Origin of the sequence: Limnohabitans sp. WS1, assembly GCF_003063265.1 — a bacterium.
GTDB lineage: Bacteria > Pseudomonadota > Gammaproteobacteria > Burkholderiales > Burkholderiaceae_C > Limnohabitans_A.
In genome coordinates this window covers 37,626-56,317 of the sequence record NZ_NERU01000012.1, presented here as the reverse complement: position 1 = coordinate 56,317, position 18,692 = coordinate 37,626, and the positions used below count along the sequence as shown (strand labels likewise).

Here is an 18,692-nt window from a genome sequence, read left to right as displayed (position 1 = left end):
CATGCCCAACGTGGCTTGACATGACTATGATGGCGATCCACCAAGGACCCTCATGACCAGACCACTTCTCGATGAATCGGCCATTCACCCGGCCATTCGCCAACGCGTTTCCGAACACCATCTGCCCGTCATTACACGGGTGCAAACCGCTATCGCCCAGCACCCAGTGGTGGTGGTCGGCTTGTCGGGCAACCCTTATGTCGGCAAGGCCCGCAAAGCACTGACCGCAGCGGGGGTGGCGCACGAGTACATCGAGTTCGGCAGTTATTTCTCGCAGTGGCGCTTGCGCAATGCCCTGAAGATGTGGACCGGCTGGCCCACTTTCCCAATGGTCTTTGTGCGTGGCACCATGGTCGGTGGCGCCGATGACTTGCGCCGCTTGATCGACAGCGGCGAACTCCAGACCTTGCTCAAAGCCTGAGTGAGATGGCCGCAATGGCAAAACCCGAGTTGTGGCGTACCGAGGTGCGCGATGCGGTGGCCGTGCTCAACATTCCCGGGGCGTTGAAGCGGCCCCGCACGTTTGACATCGATGTGAGCTTGCTGGTGCGCGTGCCCGAAGAGAATGCCGAGGCTTGGCACGCATTGACGCTGGAGATCGATGGCAAGCAGCAGTGGCAACGCCGCATCGCCAGCAGCTGCCCGGGGCAAACCGATGGGCTCGATTACCACTGCCGTGTCGTGCTCGAAGCCGGCCCCGCCCTTCGCATCCGCGCTGTGGCGGACACACGTGGCGCTGTGGTGCAACGCCTGCAGATCGAGGCCCGCGAAGACAGTCCTTGATGCCAGCCCAACGCATTGGACAGGCCCTGCAGGTACGGCGCCCTCGCCGCGAAAAAGTCATCACAGACCACCACGGATCGCCCCGGGGGCGGGGCTCCTACAAATGGCGTGGCAGGGCCGCTTGCTGAACCGACAAGCTTGTTGTGGGAGCGGCGCCCTCGCCGCGAAAAAACCATCACAGACCACCACGGATCGCCCCGGGGGCGGGGCTCCTACAAATGGCGTGGCAGGGCTGCTTGCTGAACCGACAAGCTGGTTGTGGGAGCGGCGCCCTCGCCGCGAAAAAACCATCACAGACCACCACGGATCGCCCCGGGGGCGGGGCTCCTACAAATGGCGTGGCAGGGTTGCTTAACCGATGACCGCCAACTCGCGCAGCGGGCGGTTTTGCGCCAGACGCTCAAATCCGAGTTCTTGCACGTCGATGGTTGGCGATGGCCATTGCAGCATGCACTCGGCCAGCGCCAAACCGGCTCCAGCCGCATGCTGCATGCCGTGGCCTGAAAATCCGTTGATGAAATACAAGTTGCGCAACTCAGGGTGCGGGCCGATCACGGCGTTGTGATCGAAGGTGTTCATCTCGTAATAACCTGCCCAGGCCCGCTCGACCCGCAGTGCAGCCAGCGCCGGAATGCGGTGGGCCAGCGAAGCCCATTGTTCGTCGTTCCATTCGGCCCAGTCAGGCTCCAGCGGCAAGCCGGGCTCGGTTTGTGTGGGCTCTGATCCGCTGATCAAAAACCGTCCCTCCGGGCGCAGCCACCAACCCGTGGGGTCGATCAGCAAAGGGCACAGGGTCAAGGGCTCGGGGCAAGACAGCACAAACACCGTGCGCCTGGCCCCCACCACCGGCAACTGCACCCCGGCCATGGCCGCCACTTCGCCGCCCCAGGCCCCTGCAGCGTTGACCACCTGAGCGCAGCCCAAACTGCCGCCACTGGCCAGGCGTACCCCCGTGATCTGTGTGGCCGTGTGGTCCAGGCCCACCACCCGGTCGTGCAGGCGCTGCACGCCCTGCGCCATGGCTTTTTTCAAGAACGCTTGATGCAGGGCCGGGCCGTCAAACCAACCCTCGCCACTCAGGCCCAAGCTGCCCAGCGCCACATCGTCCACATTCAGCCAGGGGTAACGCTGGCGCAGGGCTTCGGGGCCGAGCAAGGCCACATCGGCACCGGCCTGCTTTTGGATCTGGTGCGCCGTGTGCAAGGCGGCCGTTTGCTCGTGCTGGGCCAGGTACAAATAGCCGGGCTCTTGCAAACCCAAGGCCACCGGGTGGTCGGGCAGACCCAGGTGCTGCTCCGCTTCGCGTAAAAACGCTATGCCGAACTGGCTCAGCCGGATGTTGACGGGGCAGGTGAATTGCTGGCGGATCGAGCTGGCCGACAGCGACGAGGAGGCTTTTTCGTAGCGTGTGTCCGACTCGACCAGCGTGACTTTTAAGCCAGGCTGCAAGCGGGTCAGCCAATAGGCCGTGGCCGCGCCCATCACGCCGCTGCCCACAATCACCACATCGGCGCGGCTCATGGGCGAGCGCCTTCGGCCAAAGCCGCCCGGTACACCAGCCGTGCCGCCACCGTGTCTTCCACCGCCTGGCCCAGCGATTTGAAAATGACGGTGGTGCCTGCTGGCGGGGGTGCCACGCGACCGCACAACACCTCCCCGATTTCGGCCGCGACCCTGGCACCCGAGAGCATCACGTCACCCGATTCTTTTTCGGCCGCTTCGCGCTGATCGGCCACCACCCAGTGGGCCATGGCCGCGTCGTCCAGCTCGCGCCAAGTGGGGCGGGGCGCACCCACGGCTGCCACAAAGGCCCCGGGCTTGAGCCAAGCGCCGTGCAGCACGGGTTCGCTGGCATTGGTCACGGTGCACACGATGTCAGCGCCGCGCACTGCGGCTTCGGCGCTGGCGCAAGCCACGCCGCCAATGTCGTGTGCGCACTGCTGCGCGTTGGCTGCGTTGGGGCTCCATACGCGAATTTCGGACACCTCGCGCACGGCCCGCAGCATTTGCGCGTGGCTGCGGGCCAGCACGCCGCTGCCCAGCATGGCCACCACTTGCGGGGTGCGTGGCACCAGCGCGTCGGCCGCCACGGCAGAGGCCGCTGCCGTGCGCATGGCGGTGATTGTGTTGCCCTCCATCACGGCCAAGGTTTTGCCCGTGGCCGGGTCCATCAGCACAATGGTGCTGAGCAGCGTGGGCAAGCCCTTTTGCGCATTGCCCGGCACCAGGGTGATGAGCTTGGTGCTCAGGGCGTCGCCCAGCTGCGCGGGCTTCAAAAACAACAAGCCATCTGCCGATGCATCGCCTATGGGCATGACCATGCGCAGCGGCTGCACCACTTGGCCCAGTGTCAAGGCGACCAGGGCCTCGCGCACGCCTTGCAGCAAATCGGGCACGCTCAACAGTTGCTGAACACGGGTTTCGTCAAAGTAATGGACCATGTCAATTCTCTTGGGGAGGATTTGCCTGAGGGGGCAACACCCATGGGGTGGCCGCCAGATACCGGGTTTCGAAATCACGAATGGCCTGCGCATGGGTCAGGCTCATGCCCACCGCATCCAGACCACGCAGCAGCATTTCTTTGTGCAAAGGGTCGATGTCAAAGTGCAGCGTCTGCCCGTCGCCTGCGGTGTACAAGCTTTGTGTGGGCAAATCCAAAGTGAGGCTGCAGCGCTGTGGGTCTTGGGCCAGGGCCATCAGTCGGTCCACTTCAAAGGCGGGCAACACCAGCGCAGGCACGCCGTTGCGCATGCAGTTGTCGCTGAAAATCCCACCAAAGCTGGTGCCCAGCACACAGCGGATGCCCAGCTCGCGCAGGCCCCACACCGCATGTTCGCGACTCGATCCACAACCAAAATTGGGGCCTGTCACCAGAAAACGCGCCTCGGTCCAAGGGGCCTGGTTCAAGACAAAGTCAGGGCGCATCTGGCCCGAACCATCAAAACGCATGTCGTGCAAAAAGCCCTGAGCCAGGCCTTGCCGGTCAATGCCCTTGAGGAACTGCTTGGGCATGATCTGATCGGTGTCCACATGCGGCAAGGGCAGGGCGGCGGCACAACCCGAGAGGCGGGTGACGGCTGGAAAGGCTGAATTCATCCCATCGCTTTCAGTGGCAGGGCAGGGTGCGCAGATCGGTCAAGGCCCCGGTCACGGCCGCAGCGGCCACCATGGCCGGGCTCATCAGGTGGGTGCGTGCGCCCGGGCCCTGGCGACCCTCAAAATTGCGGTTGGTGCTGGAGGCGCAGCGGTCCCCGGCGTTCAGGTGGTCTTCGTTCATGGCCACACACATCGAGCAACCCGCCTGCCGCCATTCAAAACCAGCCTCTTCAAAAATGCGTCCCAGGCCTTCCGCCTCGGCCTGCGCACGCACCATCGACGAGCCGGGCACCACCAAGGCCCGTACGCCGGGTGCGACACGTCGGCCTTTTAAAAAACGCGCTGCATCGCGCAGGTCGTCGATGCGGCTGTTGGTGCACGAGCCAATGAATGCGTGGCTGATGGGCAAGCCTTGCAGGCGCTGGCCGGGCTGCAAATCCATGTAGGCCAAGGCGCGTTGCATGCCGTGTCGGCGTTGTGGGTCGGCTTCCAGCGCCGGGTCGGGCACCACGCCGTCGATGGGCACGCCTTGGTCCGGGCTGGTGCCCCAGGTCACGCGTGGCGCCAAGGTGCTGGCGTCCAGACTGACTTCTTGGTCAAACACCGCGTCGTCGTCGCTGCGCAGTGCACGCCACTGCGCGACTGCTGCATCCCACTGTGCGCCTTGCGGCACGCGCGGGCGACCGTGCAAATAATCAAACAAGGCATCGTCCGGGGCCACGATGGCCCCCCGCGCCGCAGCTTCCACGCTCATGTTGCACAGCGTCAAGCGGCCTTCCACGCCCATGGCGCGAATGGCCTCTCCCGCGTACTCGATCACATGGCCCGACGCCCCATCGGCCCCAATGTGTGCAATCAGGCTCAGCACCAGGTCTTTGGCGGTCACGCCGGGCGGCAGCTGGCCGTGCACCGTCACACGCATGTTTTTTTGTGGGCGGTAAATCAGCGTTTGGGTGGCCAGCAGGTGTTCGATCTCGCTGCTGCCAATGCCAAAACCCAAAGCGCCCATGGCCCCGTGGGTGGTGGTGTGGCTGTCTCCGGCCGCCATCACCATGCCGGGCAGCACCCAACCTTGCTCGCTGGCCACCACATGTTCAATGCCCTGGCGAGCGTCGAGCATGTCAAACAGCTCAATGCCGTGCCGTGCACAGTTGTGTGCCAGCGTGCTGACTTGACGAGCGCGGTCGGCATCAAGGAGCACCATGGTGCGGGCGTTGCGCACCGGTGTGGTGGCATTCACATGGTCCACCACCGCCAGTGTGGACGCGGGTCGCCAGACGGGACGCCCTTGTGCGTGCAAGGCCGCAAAAGCCTGCGGGCTGGTGTATTCGTTGAGCACCTGCCGGTCCACGTACAGCAAGATTTGCCCGCTGTTGCCCAGAGGCCGCACCGTGTGCGCATCCACGATGCGCTGGTACAGGGTGCGCCCCGTCATGCGGGCGGTGATGTGGGCAATGAGGCGCTGCCCGCCGCATAAGCGGCCGTGGCCGCGACCACATCGTCCACGGCAATGGTGGCCGCCGTCAGGCCCGTGGGCAGCACGATCACACCATCGGCATCGACCACGACATGGTCACCGGGCGTGAAGGTCACGCCCCCAAAATGCACTGGCACATCGCGCTCGCCCGCACCGGTGCGGCTGCCGCGTTTGGGCACCGTGCCCAAGGCTTTCACGCCAATGTCAATGCCGTTCAGTTCATTGGCATCACGCACCACACCATGAATGACCACCCCTGCCCAGCCGTTGCGCGAGGCCAAATCGGCCATCACGTCGCCAAACAAGGCCCGCGCCACCGAGCCTCCGCCATCGATCACCAGCACCTGGCCCAAGCCCGGCTGGCTCACGGTGTCGCGCATCAGGCCAATGTCTTCGTGGATGCGCAGGGTGCGCATGGGGCCAGTGAAGGCCCGGCGCAGGCCGTAACTTTGAAACAGCACGGCGCAGGCTTGTGCTTCATCACAGGCATCACACAGGTCGGTGGTTTTGGGGATGGGGCTCATGGCTCAGTCCATGCGCACATTGGCGTCCTTGACCAACTTGGCCCAGGACGCGCTGTCTTCGGGAATGAAGGCCGCAAACGACTCGGGCGTGCCGCCAATGATTTCACCACCTTGCGAGGCGATTTTTTCGGCCACATCGGGCAGCTTCAAAATGGCGGCGATTTCGGTGTTCAAGCGCCGGGTGATGTCGGCGGGCAACTTGGCCGGGCCCAACACGGCAAACCACTGCAGCATCTCGGCGTTGGGCACACCGGCTTCGGCCAGGGTGGGCACATTGGGCATCAGGGGCGAGCGTTTTTCGCTGGTGATGGCCAGCACGCGCAGCTTGCCCGCCTGGTAGTGCGGCAACACATTGGGCGGGCTTTCAAAGTTCAGATTCACCTGGCCCGACAGCAAATCCACAATCGCCTGGCCGCTGCCTTTGTAGGGAATGTGGTTCATTTGCGTCTGGGTGGCCAGCATGAAGCGGGCTGCCGCCAAGTGCTGGGCGCTGCCACTGCCCGACGATGCAAAGCTCAGGCCCATGGGCTTTTGTTTGGCCAGCGCCACAAACGAGCGCACATCGGTGGCCGGCACGCCCGGGTTGACGGTCAACAGCAAAGGCGTGGACGCCACACGGATGATGGGGGTGAAATCTTTCACCACGTCGTAAGGCAGCTTGGGGTAGAGCGCGGGAGCCACCGAATTGGAGTTGCTGTGGCCCAACAGCAGGGTGTAGCCATCGGGCCGGGCCTTGGCCACGATGTCAGCGCCCACGGTGCCCGCAGCACCGGCCTTGTTGTCCACCACCACCGACTGCCCCAGCCGCTCTTGCAGCTTTTGGCCAATGGTGCGTGCCAGCACATCGGTGAACCCACCGGGCGCAAAACCCACCACGATGCGGATGGGTTTGTCGGGCCAATTCTGGGCAAAAGCGCCGGTGCTCAGGCACAGGGCCAAAGCCACGGCGGTGCGGCGAGAAATTTTGTTCAGGTTCATGAGTTATCTCTGTTGGGGTCAGTCAATCTGTGCGCCTGAAGCCTTGACCACCACGGCCCACTTGGCCAGGTCTTTTTTCAGCATGCCGGCAAACTCAGCGGGTTGGGTGATCAGCACATCGGCGCCTTGCGCATTGAAGCGCTCAATCACATCCTTGTTTTTGAGCACCTCTTGCACATCCTGGTTGATGCGGCGCACCACCGCAGCCGGGGTTTTGGCTGGGGCAAACAAACCAAACCAAGGGGACACGTCAAACTCTTTGAAGCCCCCCTCGGCAATGCTGGGGATGTTGGGGAAGTTGCCCGAGCGCACCGCGCTGGTCACCGCCACTGGGCGCAGCGTGCCGCTCTTGATGGCCCCCGACACCGACGGCAAGCTGGTGAACACCATGTTGATCTGCCCGCCCATCAGGTCCTGCATGGCGGGCGCTGCGCCCCGGTAGGGAATGTGTTCGAGCTTGGTGTTGGTGGCGGCATTGAACATGACGCCCAGCAAATGGTTGACCGAGCCATTGCCCGCCGAGCCAAACGTCAAGGGTGTGCGCTGGCCTTGTTCCGCCAGATCCTTGATGCTTTTGACCGGCGAGTCCGGGCGCACCACCAGCACAAAGGGCAGGGTGGCCAAAGTGGCCACAGGCTCAAAATCTTTTTCGGGGTCGAAGGGCAGTTTTTTGTACAAAGCCGCGTTGATGGCGTGCGATCCTGCATAGCTCATCAGCAAGGTGTGGCCATCGGCCGCGGCTTGTGCCACATGCTCCATGCCCACGTTGCCGCCTGCACCCGCGCGGTTCTCGATCACCACCGACTGGCCCCATTTTTCGCTCAACTTTTGACCCACGATGCGGGCCAAGGCATCTGATGCACCGCCCGGTGTTTGTGGCACCACAATGCGCACGGGCTTGGACAAAAATTCTTGGGCCCACACGGCGCTTTGGCCCATGCACAGACCCACAGCCAAGGCCAGTAAATTCAATCGACGGTTCAGCATGTCAGCTCCAGAAAACAAGAGATCAAGAATGACACGAAGGGCCGCCCGCGCTTGTCTCGCGTCGGACAAAATCGATGGGGGTTTACCCAAGGCCCGTGACACAATGAAATCATGATCATTCGCCAAATTGCAGGTGCCCTGGGCGCCGAGCTGCACGGGGTCGATCTGACCCAGCCCTTGTCTGCCGATGTGCAACAAGACATCCGCGCCGCCTTGCTGCAGCACCAAGTCATTTTCTTTCGTGGGCAGGACCTCTCGCCCGATCAGTTCATGCGCTTTGCGCACACCCTGGGCCAGCCGGTCGAATACCCTTTTGTCAAAGGCTTGGACGGCTTTCCCTGTGTCATCGAAGTCAAAAAGCTCGAGCATGAAAAAGTCAACTTCGGCGGCATTTGGCATTCGGACACCACTTACCTGGAGCAGCCCCCCATGGGCTCGATGCTGCTGGCCAAAGAAGTGCCACCCTACGGCGGTGACACCTTGTTTGCCAACCAGTACATGGCTTGGGACACGCTGTCTGACACCATGAAATCGCTGCTTGACGGCCTCGTGGGCATCAGCAGCTCGGCCAAAGCCGACGTGTCCAAAACCCGTGAAGACCGCATCAAAAGTGACGGCAAGGACAGTGCCCCCAAGGAATACCAGGCCCACCACCCGCTGGTGCGCACGCATCCCGAAACCGGGCGCAAAGCGCTTTACGTGAACGTGGCCCACACCGCGGGCATCGTGGGCATGACCGAAGCCGAAAGCACGCCCATCCTCAACTTCCTGTTTCAGCACCAGGTCAAGCCCGAGTTCACCTGCCGTTTTGTGTGGCAAGCCCATTCGCTGGCCGTGTGGGACAACCGCTGCACCCAGCACAACCCCGTCAACGATTACCACGGTTTTCGCCGGGTGATGCACCGCATCACGCTGGCGGGCGACACACCCGTTTGATAATGTGCAGGGCGGCCATGCGGGTCGCTTTTTTGATCGACAGGGAGTGTGTGTGAAATTCAAGATGTCCGAGAAATCATTGTTTGCGGTGCTGCTGCGCTCGCCATGGTGGATCAGCTTTGTGTTGGTGGCCGTCATCGCCCTGGTGGCCGGGGCCTTGTTGCCCGAGCAGTACAAGGGCGTGGGCATGTTGGGGGGCTTTCCGTTTTTTGTGATCGGTTGCATGGCCCTTTGGCGTCAGCGCAATTTGCCCACTGCAGCCGAGACCGAACAGGTCTTGCAAACGCTGGCAACCATGAATTGGCGTGACTTTTCTGCCCTTCTGGACACCGCATTCACCCGCCAGGGCTACAGCGTATTGCCGCTGAAAGGTCCCTGTGACCTGCAATTGGAGAAAAAAGGCGTGCTGACCGTGGTCAGTGCCAAGCGCTGGAAGGCCGCCAACTTAGGGATTGAACCCTTGCGCGAACTGGTGGCTGAGCGCGATCGCCTGCAAGCGTCCAACAGCGTGTGCATCACCCTTGGCCAAGTCAGTGCCAAGGCCCGTGACTTTGCAGCTGAAAACCGCATCACGCTCATCTCGAATGGCGATCTGGTCGTCTTGACCGCCGACACCTTCAAAACCTTGTGAGCCCATGACCGCTGAACATCCCATCCTCGATGCCCAAGCCCTCAAGGCTTTGGGCGAAGCCTCAGCCCCCAAGGCCTGCACCTGCGCTGTGGGTGCCTGCACCGGGTGGGAAAGCATCACCGAAGACCGCTGGCCTGCAGCGCAAATGAACCACCTGGGCACTTTGCGTGCAGCGCCCGCCGATCCCTATGCAGGGGCAGACGCGGAGCCGACGTTTGAAGAGTTTCACCCGAATGGCACGCGTTACGAATCGCCCAACGCCCCGATCGCGCCACGGTTTTTTCCCTACAACCGCTGCGATGTCTTGGCCTGCAGCCAATGCCAACACGTGTTGCTCAAGTACACCGAATTTGGCGGCTACTACGTGGACCACCGCGTGCGTGCGCTGCAGCCCAACTTGGTGGTCGAGACCCCCAAGTTGTAGGCCGTGCAGGTACAGACCAGGCATTGAGCCCCGACTGGTGGATGAGCACCTGTCGGGTCAGCACTCAATCGGCCTTGATGCCGTTCTCGCGCACCACCTTGGCCCAGGTGTCGATCTGGCCATCGATGAAGGTTTTGGCTTTTTCGACGCTGCCGCCTGAAATCTCGATGCCTTGGGCCACCAGGCGCTTGGACACATCCGGGTTGGCCAAGGCCTTGTTCAGTTCTTCGTTCATGCGCTTGACGATCTCGGGCGGGGTTTTGGCCGAGGCCAGCACAGCCCACCAAGCCGGAGCCTCAAAGCCGGCAAAGCCCGCTTCGGCAATGGTGGGCACATCCGGAAAATCAGCCACTCGCTTGGCCGAAGTGACAGCCAACGGCCGCAAGCGCTTGCTGTCGATGTGCGGCTTGTTCAGGAAAACCGTGCTCATGGTCAGGGGAATGTGCCCGGCAATGGCATCGTTCATCAAAGGGCCGCCGCCCTTGAACGGCACATGGTTGAACTCCATGCCTCCGTTTTTGGCCAGCAAAGCCATGGCCAGGTGGCCCAAGCTGCCGTTGCCAATCGTGCCAAATGAAACGTTCTTTTTGGCCTTGGCGGCAGCCACCACATCGGCAAATGTTTTGTATTCGGTGCTTGCATGTGTCGACAGCATCATGGCCGAAGTGCCGACCAGCACCAGCGGCACCAGGTCTTTTTTGCTGTCATAAGGCATGCTGGCCATCAAGCTCTGGTTGACACCATGCGTGTCAAACACCACGGCAAAGGTGTAGCCATCGGCCGGTGCACTGAGCACGCTGGCCGTGCCAATCACACCCGAGGCACCGCCCTTGTTTTCCACCACCACGCTTTGGCCCAATTGCTGAGAAAGCGGACCCGACAAAATGCGTGCCACCTGGTCCACAGAGCCACCGGGCGGAAACACCGCCACCAGCTTGATGGGCTGTTTGCTGGGCCAAGCCTGGGCCCACGACACCAGTGGCAAGCAAGCCACCAAGGTCGCGCAGGCCCAACGAGAAATCTTTGTTTTCATGAGCAACACCTTCAAAAATTCAACAACAATCAGTATCGACTCTGAAGCTGTTTTGTCGTTGAGCGTATTCCCTTAGGGAGTAAGCCCTGTGGAGTTTGAAGTGAAAGGCTTGTCTTGGGCACAACGAGTGTGGGGGCCCCGCCCACGGGGCGATGGGGGGTGGTTTGCGAGGGTGATCGCGACGAGGGCGTCGCTCCTATAGGGGAAGGCCCTGCATTTTGTGGGGGCGCAGCACAGGGGAATGCCCTGCATTTTGTGGGGGCGCAGCGCAGGGGAATGCCTGCCTTTTGTAGGAGCCCCGCCCTCGGGGCGATTCTTGGTGGTCTGCGAGGCTTGATCGCGACGAGGGCGTAAGTACTGCAAAAAAGTGAGGCAGGCCGCGACCGAGTGGGCCCACGGACCTGGCTTGGACTTTCACACCGTGGCAATGGGGGTGGCGGGTGAGCCGATGGCTCCGGGCAGGCGCAGCGGCGGCGCCGTCAGCAAAAAGCGTGAGCGACCTGCTTGACGCAAATGTTCGGCCAAAGGTGTCAGGTGCCAGATCTCACCCAAATGAACCCCCAGCTTGAACAAACAATGCTCGTGCAAAGGCAAAGAAGCGCAGCTGCCTGGCTGGGGTGTCGACGGCAAACCCTCCACCGCGTAGTTGTCCGCAATCAAAGCCACCAGCCCCGAATCGGTGATCCATTGCAGCAACTTGTCGTCGCGACCTTCCAGCACCGCACACGAATGCTCCACGGCGTGCGGGTCCGGGTTTTTGTTCATCTCCAGCAGCATTTGCGCAAAGCCCGTGTGCAGGCACACCATGTCGCCGTGCTCTACCACCACCTGGTCTTTGCGCATGATTTCCATGAGCATGTCGAAGTCCACACGCACCCGCTCTCTGCCCAAATGGGCATGCAGGTCAATCATCACGGCACGCCCTTGAACGCAGCGCTCGGACATTTTCTCGATGCCCAAGGCCTTGGCCTGGCTGGTCGATTCACGGGCAATGTCCGGAAAGCCAAAAATACCCGCCCCCTCTGCACTGCGTGGCCCCACGACATCGGTGCCCGCCTTGAAACCGTTGTAATAAACCGGCTCGGGCACGCCATCGCCGTTGGCGTCAAACATCGAGCCCACATGGGCCAAACCATCCCACTGCGTGCTGTATTGCAAATGCATGATCACCAAATCGTCGCAAATCACGTCGGTGCAATCGGGGCTGCTGCACCACAGCTGGTAGTTCATGTTCGGCTGGCCCTCGCGCAAAGTCGGGCGCAAAACAGGGGGCTGACGGCGCGGGTTGAGCACATTGCCGCCCGGGAAATCCAGTGGCAGGCTTAGGTTGAAGCTCTGTCCTGTGCGCACCTCGGCCATGCCCTGCAGCACCTTTTCGGGCGTCAACCAATTCATGCGACCGCATTGGTCATCGGGGCCAAAGTCACCCCAATTGGATCCGGGTGGGCGTTGTTTCCAGCGGGGCGAAGTGGACATGGCGGTCTCCTAGAAATGGGGTTGAAACCTCATCATCGCAAAATCCAGCAACGACCGCTGTCCGCCGCATGACCCTCCTGTACGCCGCTATAAACCGGGCTCAAACCGTTGTTGTGCTGTTGATCTGGCTTTGTGAGAGTTTCAAGTGAAAGGCTTGTCTTGGGCACAGCGATCAGCGTGGGAGCCCCGCCATTGGGGGAATCTTTTGCATTTTGTAGGAGCCCCGCCCTCGGGGCGATTCTTGGTGGTCTGCGGGGGTGATCGCGACGAGGGCGTCGCTCCTACAAGGGGAATGCCCAGCACAAGGGCAATGCCCAGCACAAAGGCAATGCCCAGCCCACGGGGCGATGCCCTGCATTTTGTAGGAGCCCCGCCCTCGGGGCGATTCTTGGTGGTCTGCGGGGGTGATCGCGACGAGGGCGTCGCTCCTACAAGGGGAATGCCCAGCACAAGGGCAATGCCCAGCACAAAGGCAATGCCCAGCCCATGGGGCGATGCCCTGCATTTTGTAGGAGCCCCGCCCTCGGGGCGATTTTTGGTGGTCTGCGAGGCTTATCGCGTCGGGCCTGTACACCAAGCGCTGATGCAAACTTCGTCGGGCCGGATCAAGAGCCGGGGCGACCCACCTCTTTCCACCGCTGGCCCTCCATCACCCAATAACTGTGCAGGCGTTTGGGGGTGCGACTGGCGGTTTGCAGTTCGTGGCTCAATACCGCCACGTTTTGCTGCTTGTCCGTCCACTCAAAGGCCGAGATCAGCTGCCAATCACCGGGTGTTTTGCGCATCTGTTCCGGCTCAGGCCAGGCCTTAGGTGGGGCCTTCAGGTGTGGGGCCTTGGCCGCATCGTGCCAAGTCAGTTGTTCTGCAATGACCACGGGGGTGTCGGCTTTGAGCCCCAGCTGGATCAAGCGCGTCATGTCGTCATTGGCCAGCACCACACAGCCATCGGTGGCGGTGGGCGGGCGTGCGTATTGCTGACTGGGCGAGCCATGCAGCCAAATGCCCGAGCCCGTTCTTCTTTGCTCTTTGTCGATGGGGCTGGGGTAATCCAAAGTCAAGGCCCCTGAGCCATACAGGTCAGGCAGCATTGGATCGGTCAGGTGCTTTTGAACAAAGTACACCCCTGCCGGGGTTTTGCCATCGCCTTCGCGCCATTTGCCCATGCCATTGTTGCCAATGGACACATAGGCATCAAAGACCACTTTGAACGACCTTTTCCCTGCATCATCCCGTTGGTTGGCCAACACATAAAGACGCGATTTTTGGGCATCCACCAACACCACCTGCGCCACATTGGGGGACAAATAACGCACAGGGGCCGGGTATTGGCCGGCAAAAAAAGCCTTGTCCTGGTGGCGTGTGCGCTGCAAGGCTTCGGCTTTGAGTTGGCTCAAGCGTTGGCGCACATCAGGGTGTTGCAACAAAGCTTCGCGCTCGTGCAAGCCCCCCGACAGGCTGGCCAACAGATCGGCATAAATGAACTGCCCCAGCTGAAAGTTCGGGAATCGTTCAACCATGGTTTGAGCCACCTGCATGGCTTGCGCATGCTCCCCCGCATTCAACAGCTGGTAAGTCTGCAAAAACAGGGTTTCACCGTTTTCTGTCGGCTTTTCCCGTGGGGGTTTGGCTGGGGTTTTGGTACCTGCAGCAGCCTTGCCCCCCGGGGCGAGACCGAGCGGCTCGTCCTTGAGCGGTTCGCTGGGTTCATATAAGGTGTGCCACGCGGCGCGGGGTGTTGAATGGCCATTCGCGTGCGAAGCACCTTCAGTGCTGGATTTGGCCACGGCATCCACGCTGATCAGGCGCAGCAAAATCCACAGCGCTGCCAACAGCGGCAGCGCCATCCACAAGACGCGTGACCCCGTCTTGCCCCAACCCAGTCTCAAAAAGGTCCCTTGAACCCGTTGCCAAATAGCCATGTCTCTCAATCCGTGGTTTCGCTTTGAATCAACCATTGACCCTCACGTTTTTGCCACACCATGGTTTTTTGGTCGAGTCGGCGCAAGCGCTCGTCCTGATAAACCTGGGTGAACTTGACGGTGGCCCATGACCCGTTGATCTGCAGTCTGAGTTTTTCAAATGAAATCTGGATGCTTTGCTTGCTCGAAATCCGATCACTGCGCAACCGGGTCCAAGCCGCTTTGCTCAGACCTTTGGGCGGCACAAAATCCGGACTGTAAAAACCGAGGTAGGCCGGAACATCTCTGGCACTCCAAGTCTCACTCCAGCGGGTCAAGGCTGAACGCAGCGCACTGTCATCACTCACAGCCGGTTCTGGGTCGTCTGGCTGGGTGCCCGATGCCAAGCTGGGGGTGACCTGGATGTTTTCTCTCAGCTCAATGGGCGGCAACCAGTTGCTGGCGCCGGAGTTTTCGGACGGCTCTTGATAAAACCAAAGGGCCAGCAGCAGCCACAAAGGAATGCTCCATAAAACCAGCCGACGAGGCCACCGGGTGTGGGTTCTGAATAAATGTCTCAAGCGCATGCTCACTGGGCGATGACGTTTTCCCGCTCAATCCTCCAGCCGCCTTCGTGGCGCACCAAATCCAGGCGTTTGCGGTGGGTCGAAAAAATGTTGTCGGACTCGTAAACCTGGCTGAAACGGGCCACCACCTTGACACCGACTTTCTCAAAGCTGAATTGACGCACGGACACGCGAACAAACTTTCGCCCCGCAATGCGCGACGTGCGCTCGGCTTCCCATGCCGCGCGTCCAAGCCCTTTGGGCATTGAAAAATCCGGCGTGTAAGCCGCGAAATACTGCGGCATGTTTTGAGCGCTCCAGGCCTGCGCCCATGCTTCGATGGCCGCTTGGACCTGCTGGCGTGTGGCCTCGTCCAAGGGCGTTTTCTCGTTGGCTTGGACCGGTGCAGTCTTGGGTTGGATGGCCGGCACAGCGGGGGCAGGTGCAGCGCTGGGCACCGCTGCGGCAGGTGCAGCGCTGGGCACCGCTGAGGCCGTGTCGGCCGCAGGGGGCGGCAACGTGGCTTTCGCCGGGCTTGGGGCATCGGTGGCCACCGGCTTGGGCTTTTTCTCGATGCTGCTCAGCGAAGTCGATGCCAACAAAGTCAGCTTGGGCGCTGCAGGTTTTAAGGGCCATTCGGTCTGCAGTGCACTGGCATAAGCCTTGCGTGAGACCTCGGCTTGCAGGTTTTGCATGTTCTGGTGCACTGTCCACAAGGCCGGAACGCGTTGCATGGCCAAATTCAGCCAGCGCCTGGCCTCATCGTGCTGCCCCAAACTGGCGTGCAGCACGCCCAAATTGTTGTAGGCCTCCAGCATGTCGGGCTGCGCTTTGACCAGTGCGTTCAGGCAAGTGATGGCTTTGGGCGTTTGGTTTTGGTTGGCCAAGACCACACACTGCAGCAATTGAAATTGAGGGTCTGGGGCGGGTTTTTGCAACTGACGTGCAATTTCTTGCCCCGCTTCGGCCAAGCGCCCGGCCTGCATCAACTCGCGCACTTGCACCAGCGATGCGGGCTCGGCCTCGAGCAAAGCCGTGAGCGCAGGGGATTTGGGTGTGCTGGTCACAGGCCACAGCAACACCCCCAAACAAAGCCAGCCACGGATCAAAAAGTTCATGTGCACAGTGCTCACCTCAACTGAACAGCCTGGCAGGTTCGTTCAAGCGCTCCAAAGTCATGCCACAACCGCGGGCCACACAGGTCAGAGGCTCGGGAGCGATGAAGACCGGCACACCGGTGGCATCGCTCAACAATTTGTCCAAATCACGCAGCAAGGCCCCCCCACCGGTCAGCACCATGCCTTTGTTGGCGATGTCTGCGCCCAGCTCTGGCGGCGTGCTTTCCAAAGCGTTTCTGACCGACTCAATGATTTGCCCAAGCGGCTCGGTCAGCGCCTGCGTGACTTCGTTGCTGGTGATCGTGAAGGTGTGGGGTACCCCCAAGGCCATGTGGCGGCCATTGACCTCGATTTGCAAGACTTCTTTTGACGGCAAGGCACAGCCCACTGCGATCTTGATGCTTTCTGCCGTGTGTTCACCAATCAACACGCCGTGATGGCGGCGCACATGGGCCATGATGGCCTCGTCAAATGTGTCGCCCCCCACGCGGATGCTGGATTTGAAAACCATGCCGGCCAAAGAGATGATGCCGACCTCGGTGCTGCCCCCACCCAAGACCACCACCATGGAGCCCGTGGCCTCGGTCACGGGCATGCCCGCACCAAAGGCCGCAGCCAAAGGCTCTTCCAGCAAAAAAACCGCTTTGGCACCGGTGGCCAAAGCCGACTCCCGAATGGCACGCCTTTCAACCTGAGTCGACCCACACGGCACACAAATCACCGCGCGGGGCAGCGATCTGAAAAGCCCTCTGGGCCGCACCTTGCGAATGAATTCCTTCAGCATCAGTTCGGTCAAGGCGAAATCGGCAATCACCCCACCTCGTATGGGGCGAATGGCAGACAAATTGCCGGGCACCTTGCCCAACATCGCCTTGGCCTCGCTCCCCACCGCCTGCAAAGACTTTTTACCCAAAGGACCGCCTTCCGAGCGAATGGCCACCACCGAAGGCTCATCCAAAACAATGCCTTCTCCTCGAACGTAGACCAAAGTGTTGCAAGTCCCCAAGTCAATCGCAATGTCTTTGGGCTGAAAAATTCCTGAAAACATTGAGTTAGGCAGTTAAATTGATTATTTTGTTAAAAATCACAATTTAATTGTATCCCCAATGTCGTGCACATCACACAAAGTGTTTTCAGTGCAGGTGTTACTTCATGCCTCACAACCTGTGAGTCCTTCACAAGGCAAGGCAGACCGTTTCGGATTTTTGTGAGGACCAGCCTTCCTGACATCGGGTTCGGTGGTGGTCTGCAACGCTTGATCGCGACGAGGGCGTCGCTCCCACAAGGGAGGGGATGGCCCAGCAATATGGGTGATGGCCCAGCAATATGGGGGGATGGCCCAGCAATACGGGGGATGGCCCCGCATTTTGTGGGAGCCCCGCCCTCGGGGCGATGGGTGGTGGTCTGCGAGGCTTATCGCGACGAGGGCGTCGCTCCCACAAGGGAGGGATGGCCCAGCAATACGGGGCGATGGCCCAGCAATACAGGGGAATGCCCCGCATTTTGTGGGAGCCCCGCCCCCGGGGCGATGGGGGCCTTAGGCCACCAGAGAGGTCAGCAACTTTTGTTGCGCTGGCAAGCACTGGGTGTGCAGGTCGTAGCGCGACACGGCGGTGGCTCGGGCGTGTTGGCGCAGGGTTTGGTAGGCCTGGGGGTGGGCCAGCACATGGATGGCTTTGTCGGCCAAGGCTTCGGTGTCAAAAAAATCCACCAACACACCGTTGTGGCCGTCTTCAATCACCTCCATCACCGGGGCGGTGCGTGAACCCACCACCACACAGCCTGCACTCAGGGCTTCCACGCAGCTCCAGGACAGCACAAAGGGGTAGGTCAGATACACATGGCAAGCCGACAACTGCAAAACCTTGAGGTAGTTCTCATAAGCCAAAGTGCCCAGAAAATAAATGCGCGACAGGTCCAGCTGGTCTTTGACTTCGTTGAGGTAAATGTTTTTCCAGCTGCTGCCTTGGGGGGCCGCCTGGCCGTAGCTGTGGCCGTCGCCGCCCACGATCAAGGTGATGGCTTGGGGCCTTTGGGCCTGAATTTTGGGCAAAGCCCGCATGAACTGGTGGTAGCCCCGGTAGGGCTCGAGTTGCCGCGCCACAAAAGTCAGCACCTCGTCGCCCACCTGAATGCGGTGGCCTGTGCCGTCGGCGTGTTGCAGCTGCATGTGGGGCTTGGCATCGGGCCGCACCACTTGGGTGTTGATGCCGTCAAACACCACATCGATGCGGTCTTGCCATGCGCTGGGAAAGGTGCTGCGCTGCCAATGGGTGGGGGCCATGCCGTGGTCCATGCATTCGAGGGCCAGCATGTGGGTCATGTTTTTCAAGCGCAGCTGCGCCAGCGTGTCCATATTCAGGGTGTCCATGCCCGGCTCAAAGCCCACATCGCGGCCCGTGGCGCTGTAATAAAACTCTAAAAACGCCAAAACCTTGGTCTGCGGCCACACCTCTTTGATGAACATGGCCTCGCCCCAAGCGGGGTGGGCCACCACCAGGTCGGGGGTCCAGCCTTGCTGCTTCATGGCCAGCATGGCCTGCAGCGCCGAGGTGCCCCGGATCAGCTTGGTCTCAAATTCGGCCAGCCAAGGGTGAATCGTTTTGCTGGGCTGCATATTGGGCTGGTGCCGCACCATGTCCACGCCCGGTAAGCCTTTGCCCTGTATGGCCAAGGCCCGCACGCTGTGGCCAGCCGCCTGCATGGCGGGGGCCAAATGGCGAAATTGCCCCGGAAAATTCTGGTGAATGAAGAGGATGCGCATA

Annotated in this window: 19 protein-coding genes; 5 read left to right on the top strand and 14 right to left on the bottom strand. The window is 61.1% G+C overall.

The annotated features are described in order from the left end of the window. The first annotated feature begins 52 nt into the window (after positions 1-52). The gene (locus tag B9Z48_RS14455; RefSeq protein ID WP_108379323.1) at positions 53-421 is read left to right on the top strand and encodes a glutaredoxin domain-containing protein; all 369 of its coding nucleotides are present in this window, start codon (positions 53-55) and stop codon (positions 419-421) included. Between the two features lie 5 nt (positions 422-426). Further along, positions 427-783: a hypothetical protein gene (locus B9Z48_RS14450; protein ID WP_108379321.1), complete on the top strand. Its 357-nt coding sequence runs from the start codon at positions 427-429 to the stop codon at positions 781-783. A gap of 351 nt (positions 784-1,134) precedes the next feature. Here B9Z48_RS14450 and B9Z48_RS14445 read toward each other — a convergent pair whose 3' ends face one another. The 7 genes from B9Z48_RS14445 to B9Z48_RS14415 are packed head-to-tail and all read right to left on the bottom strand — an operon-like array spanning position 1,135 to position 7,845. After that, positions 1,135-2,304 (bottom strand): FAD-binding oxidoreductase, encoded by a 1,170-nt coding sequence (locus B9Z48_RS14445; RefSeq protein ID WP_108379319.1) that lies wholly within the window; start codon positions 2,302-2,304, stop codon positions 1,135-1,137. Continuing rightward, positions 2,301-3,224 carry an ornithine cyclodeaminase family protein gene (locus B9Z48_RS14440; RefSeq protein ID WP_158273281.1) on the bottom strand — a complete coding sequence of 308 codons (924 nt, stop codon included), beginning with the start codon at positions 3,222-3,224 and terminating at the stop codon, positions 2,301-2,303. Before B9Z48_RS14440 ends, B9Z48_RS14445 begins: the two co-directional genes overlap by 4 nt. 1 nt (position 3,225) lies before the next feature. Next, positions 3,226-3,879, bottom strand: a complete 654-nt coding sequence (gene leuD, locus B9Z48_RS14435; RefSeq protein WP_108379315.1) for a 3-isopropylmalate dehydratase small subunit — start codon at positions 3,877-3,879, stop codon at positions 3,226-3,228. Between the two features lie 10 nt (positions 3,880-3,889). Beyond that, complete coding sequence (gene leuC, locus B9Z48_RS14430; RefSeq protein ID WP_108379313.1) at positions 3,890-5,314, bottom strand: 3-isopropylmalate dehydratase large subunit; 1,425 nt, start codon at positions 5,312-5,314, stop codon at positions 3,890-3,892. After that, a complete protein-coding gene (gene rraA, locus B9Z48_RS14425) occupies positions 5,311-5,880 on the bottom strand; it encodes a ribonuclease E activity regulator RraA (RefSeq protein ID WP_089962971.1) in 570 nt (189 codons plus the stop codon). The genes leuC and rraA overlap by 4 nt, the downstream gene beginning before the upstream one ends. A gap of 3 nt (positions 5,881-5,883) precedes the next feature. Continuing rightward, positions 5,884-6,858 (bottom strand): tripartite tricarboxylate transporter substrate binding protein, encoded by a 975-nt coding sequence (locus tag B9Z48_RS14420; protein WP_089962969.1) that lies wholly within the window; start codon positions 6,856-6,858, stop codon positions 5,884-5,886. A gap of 18 nt (positions 6,859-6,876) precedes the next feature. Continuing rightward, positions 6,877-7,845: a tripartite tricarboxylate transporter substrate binding protein gene (locus B9Z48_RS14415; protein ID WP_108379311.1), complete on the bottom strand. Its 969-nt coding sequence runs from the start codon at positions 7,843-7,845 to the stop codon at positions 6,877-6,879. A gap of 111 nt (positions 7,846-7,956) precedes the next feature. Here B9Z48_RS14415 and B9Z48_RS14410 point away from each other — a divergent pair, with 111 nt between their 5' ends. The 3 genes from B9Z48_RS14410 (at position 7,957) to B9Z48_RS14400 (ending at position 9,836) form a co-directional block, all read left to right on the top strand. Beyond that, positions 7,957-8,781, top strand: coding sequence for a TauD/TfdA family dioxygenase (locus B9Z48_RS14410; protein WP_108379309.1), 825 nt, complete (start codon positions 7,957-7,959; stop codon positions 8,779-8,781). A 64-nt stretch (positions 8,782-8,845) separates the two neighbouring features. Continuing rightward, complete coding sequence (locus B9Z48_RS14405; protein WP_233261139.1) at positions 8,846-9,412, top strand: restriction endonuclease; 567 nt, start codon at positions 8,846-8,848, stop codon at positions 9,410-9,412. A 4-nt stretch (positions 9,413-9,416) separates the two neighbouring features. Continuing rightward, positions 9,417-9,836 (top strand): hypothetical protein, encoded by a 420-nt coding sequence (locus B9Z48_RS14400; protein WP_108379305.1) that lies wholly within the window; start codon positions 9,417-9,419, stop codon positions 9,834-9,836. Between the two features lie 64 nt (positions 9,837-9,900). On the opposite strand, the gene B9Z48_RS14395 is transcribed toward B9Z48_RS14400, so the two are convergent. From B9Z48_RS14395 to B9Z48_RS14365, 7 genes are all read right to left on the bottom strand, one after another. Beyond that, a complete protein-coding gene (locus B9Z48_RS14395; RefSeq protein ID WP_108379303.1) occupies positions 9,901-10,869 on the bottom strand; it encodes a tripartite tricarboxylate transporter substrate binding protein in 969 nt (322 codons plus the stop codon). A 414-nt stretch (positions 10,870-11,283) separates the two neighbouring features. Further along, positions 11,284-12,345 carry a cyclase family protein gene (locus B9Z48_RS14390; RefSeq protein WP_108379301.1) on the bottom strand — a complete coding sequence of 354 codons (1,062 nt, stop codon included), beginning with the start codon at positions 12,343-12,345 and terminating at the stop codon, positions 11,284-11,286. A gap of 605 nt (positions 12,346-12,950) precedes the next feature. Beyond that, complete coding sequence (locus B9Z48_RS14385) at positions 12,951-14,264, bottom strand: murein L,D-transpeptidase family protein (RefSeq protein ID WP_158273280.1); 1,314 nt, start codon at positions 14,262-14,264, stop codon at positions 12,951-12,953. 5 nt (positions 14,265-14,269) lie between these two features. After that, positions 14,270-14,761 carry a DUF4440 domain-containing protein gene (locus B9Z48_RS14380; protein ID WP_158273279.1) on the bottom strand — a complete coding sequence of 164 codons (492 nt, stop codon included), beginning with the start codon at positions 14,759-14,761 and terminating at the stop codon, positions 14,270-14,272. A gap of 71 nt (positions 14,762-14,832) precedes the next feature. Next, positions 14,833-15,927 carry a tetratricopeptide repeat protein gene (locus B9Z48_RS14375; RefSeq protein WP_146186297.1) on the bottom strand — a complete coding sequence of 365 codons (1,095 nt, stop codon included), beginning with the start codon at positions 15,925-15,927 and terminating at the stop codon, positions 14,833-14,835. Positions 15,928-15,943: 16 nt separating this feature from the next. Next, positions 15,944-16,975, bottom strand: a complete 1,032-nt coding sequence (locus B9Z48_RS14370) for a rod shape-determining protein (protein ID WP_108379295.1) — start codon at positions 16,973-16,975, stop codon at positions 15,944-15,946. A 489-nt stretch (positions 16,976-17,464) separates the two neighbouring features. Then, positions 17,465-18,691: a glycosyltransferase gene (locus tag B9Z48_RS14365; RefSeq protein WP_108379293.1), complete on the bottom strand. Its 1,227-nt coding sequence runs from the start codon at positions 18,689-18,691 to the stop codon at positions 17,465-17,467. Position 18,692: the final 1 nt, after the last annotated feature.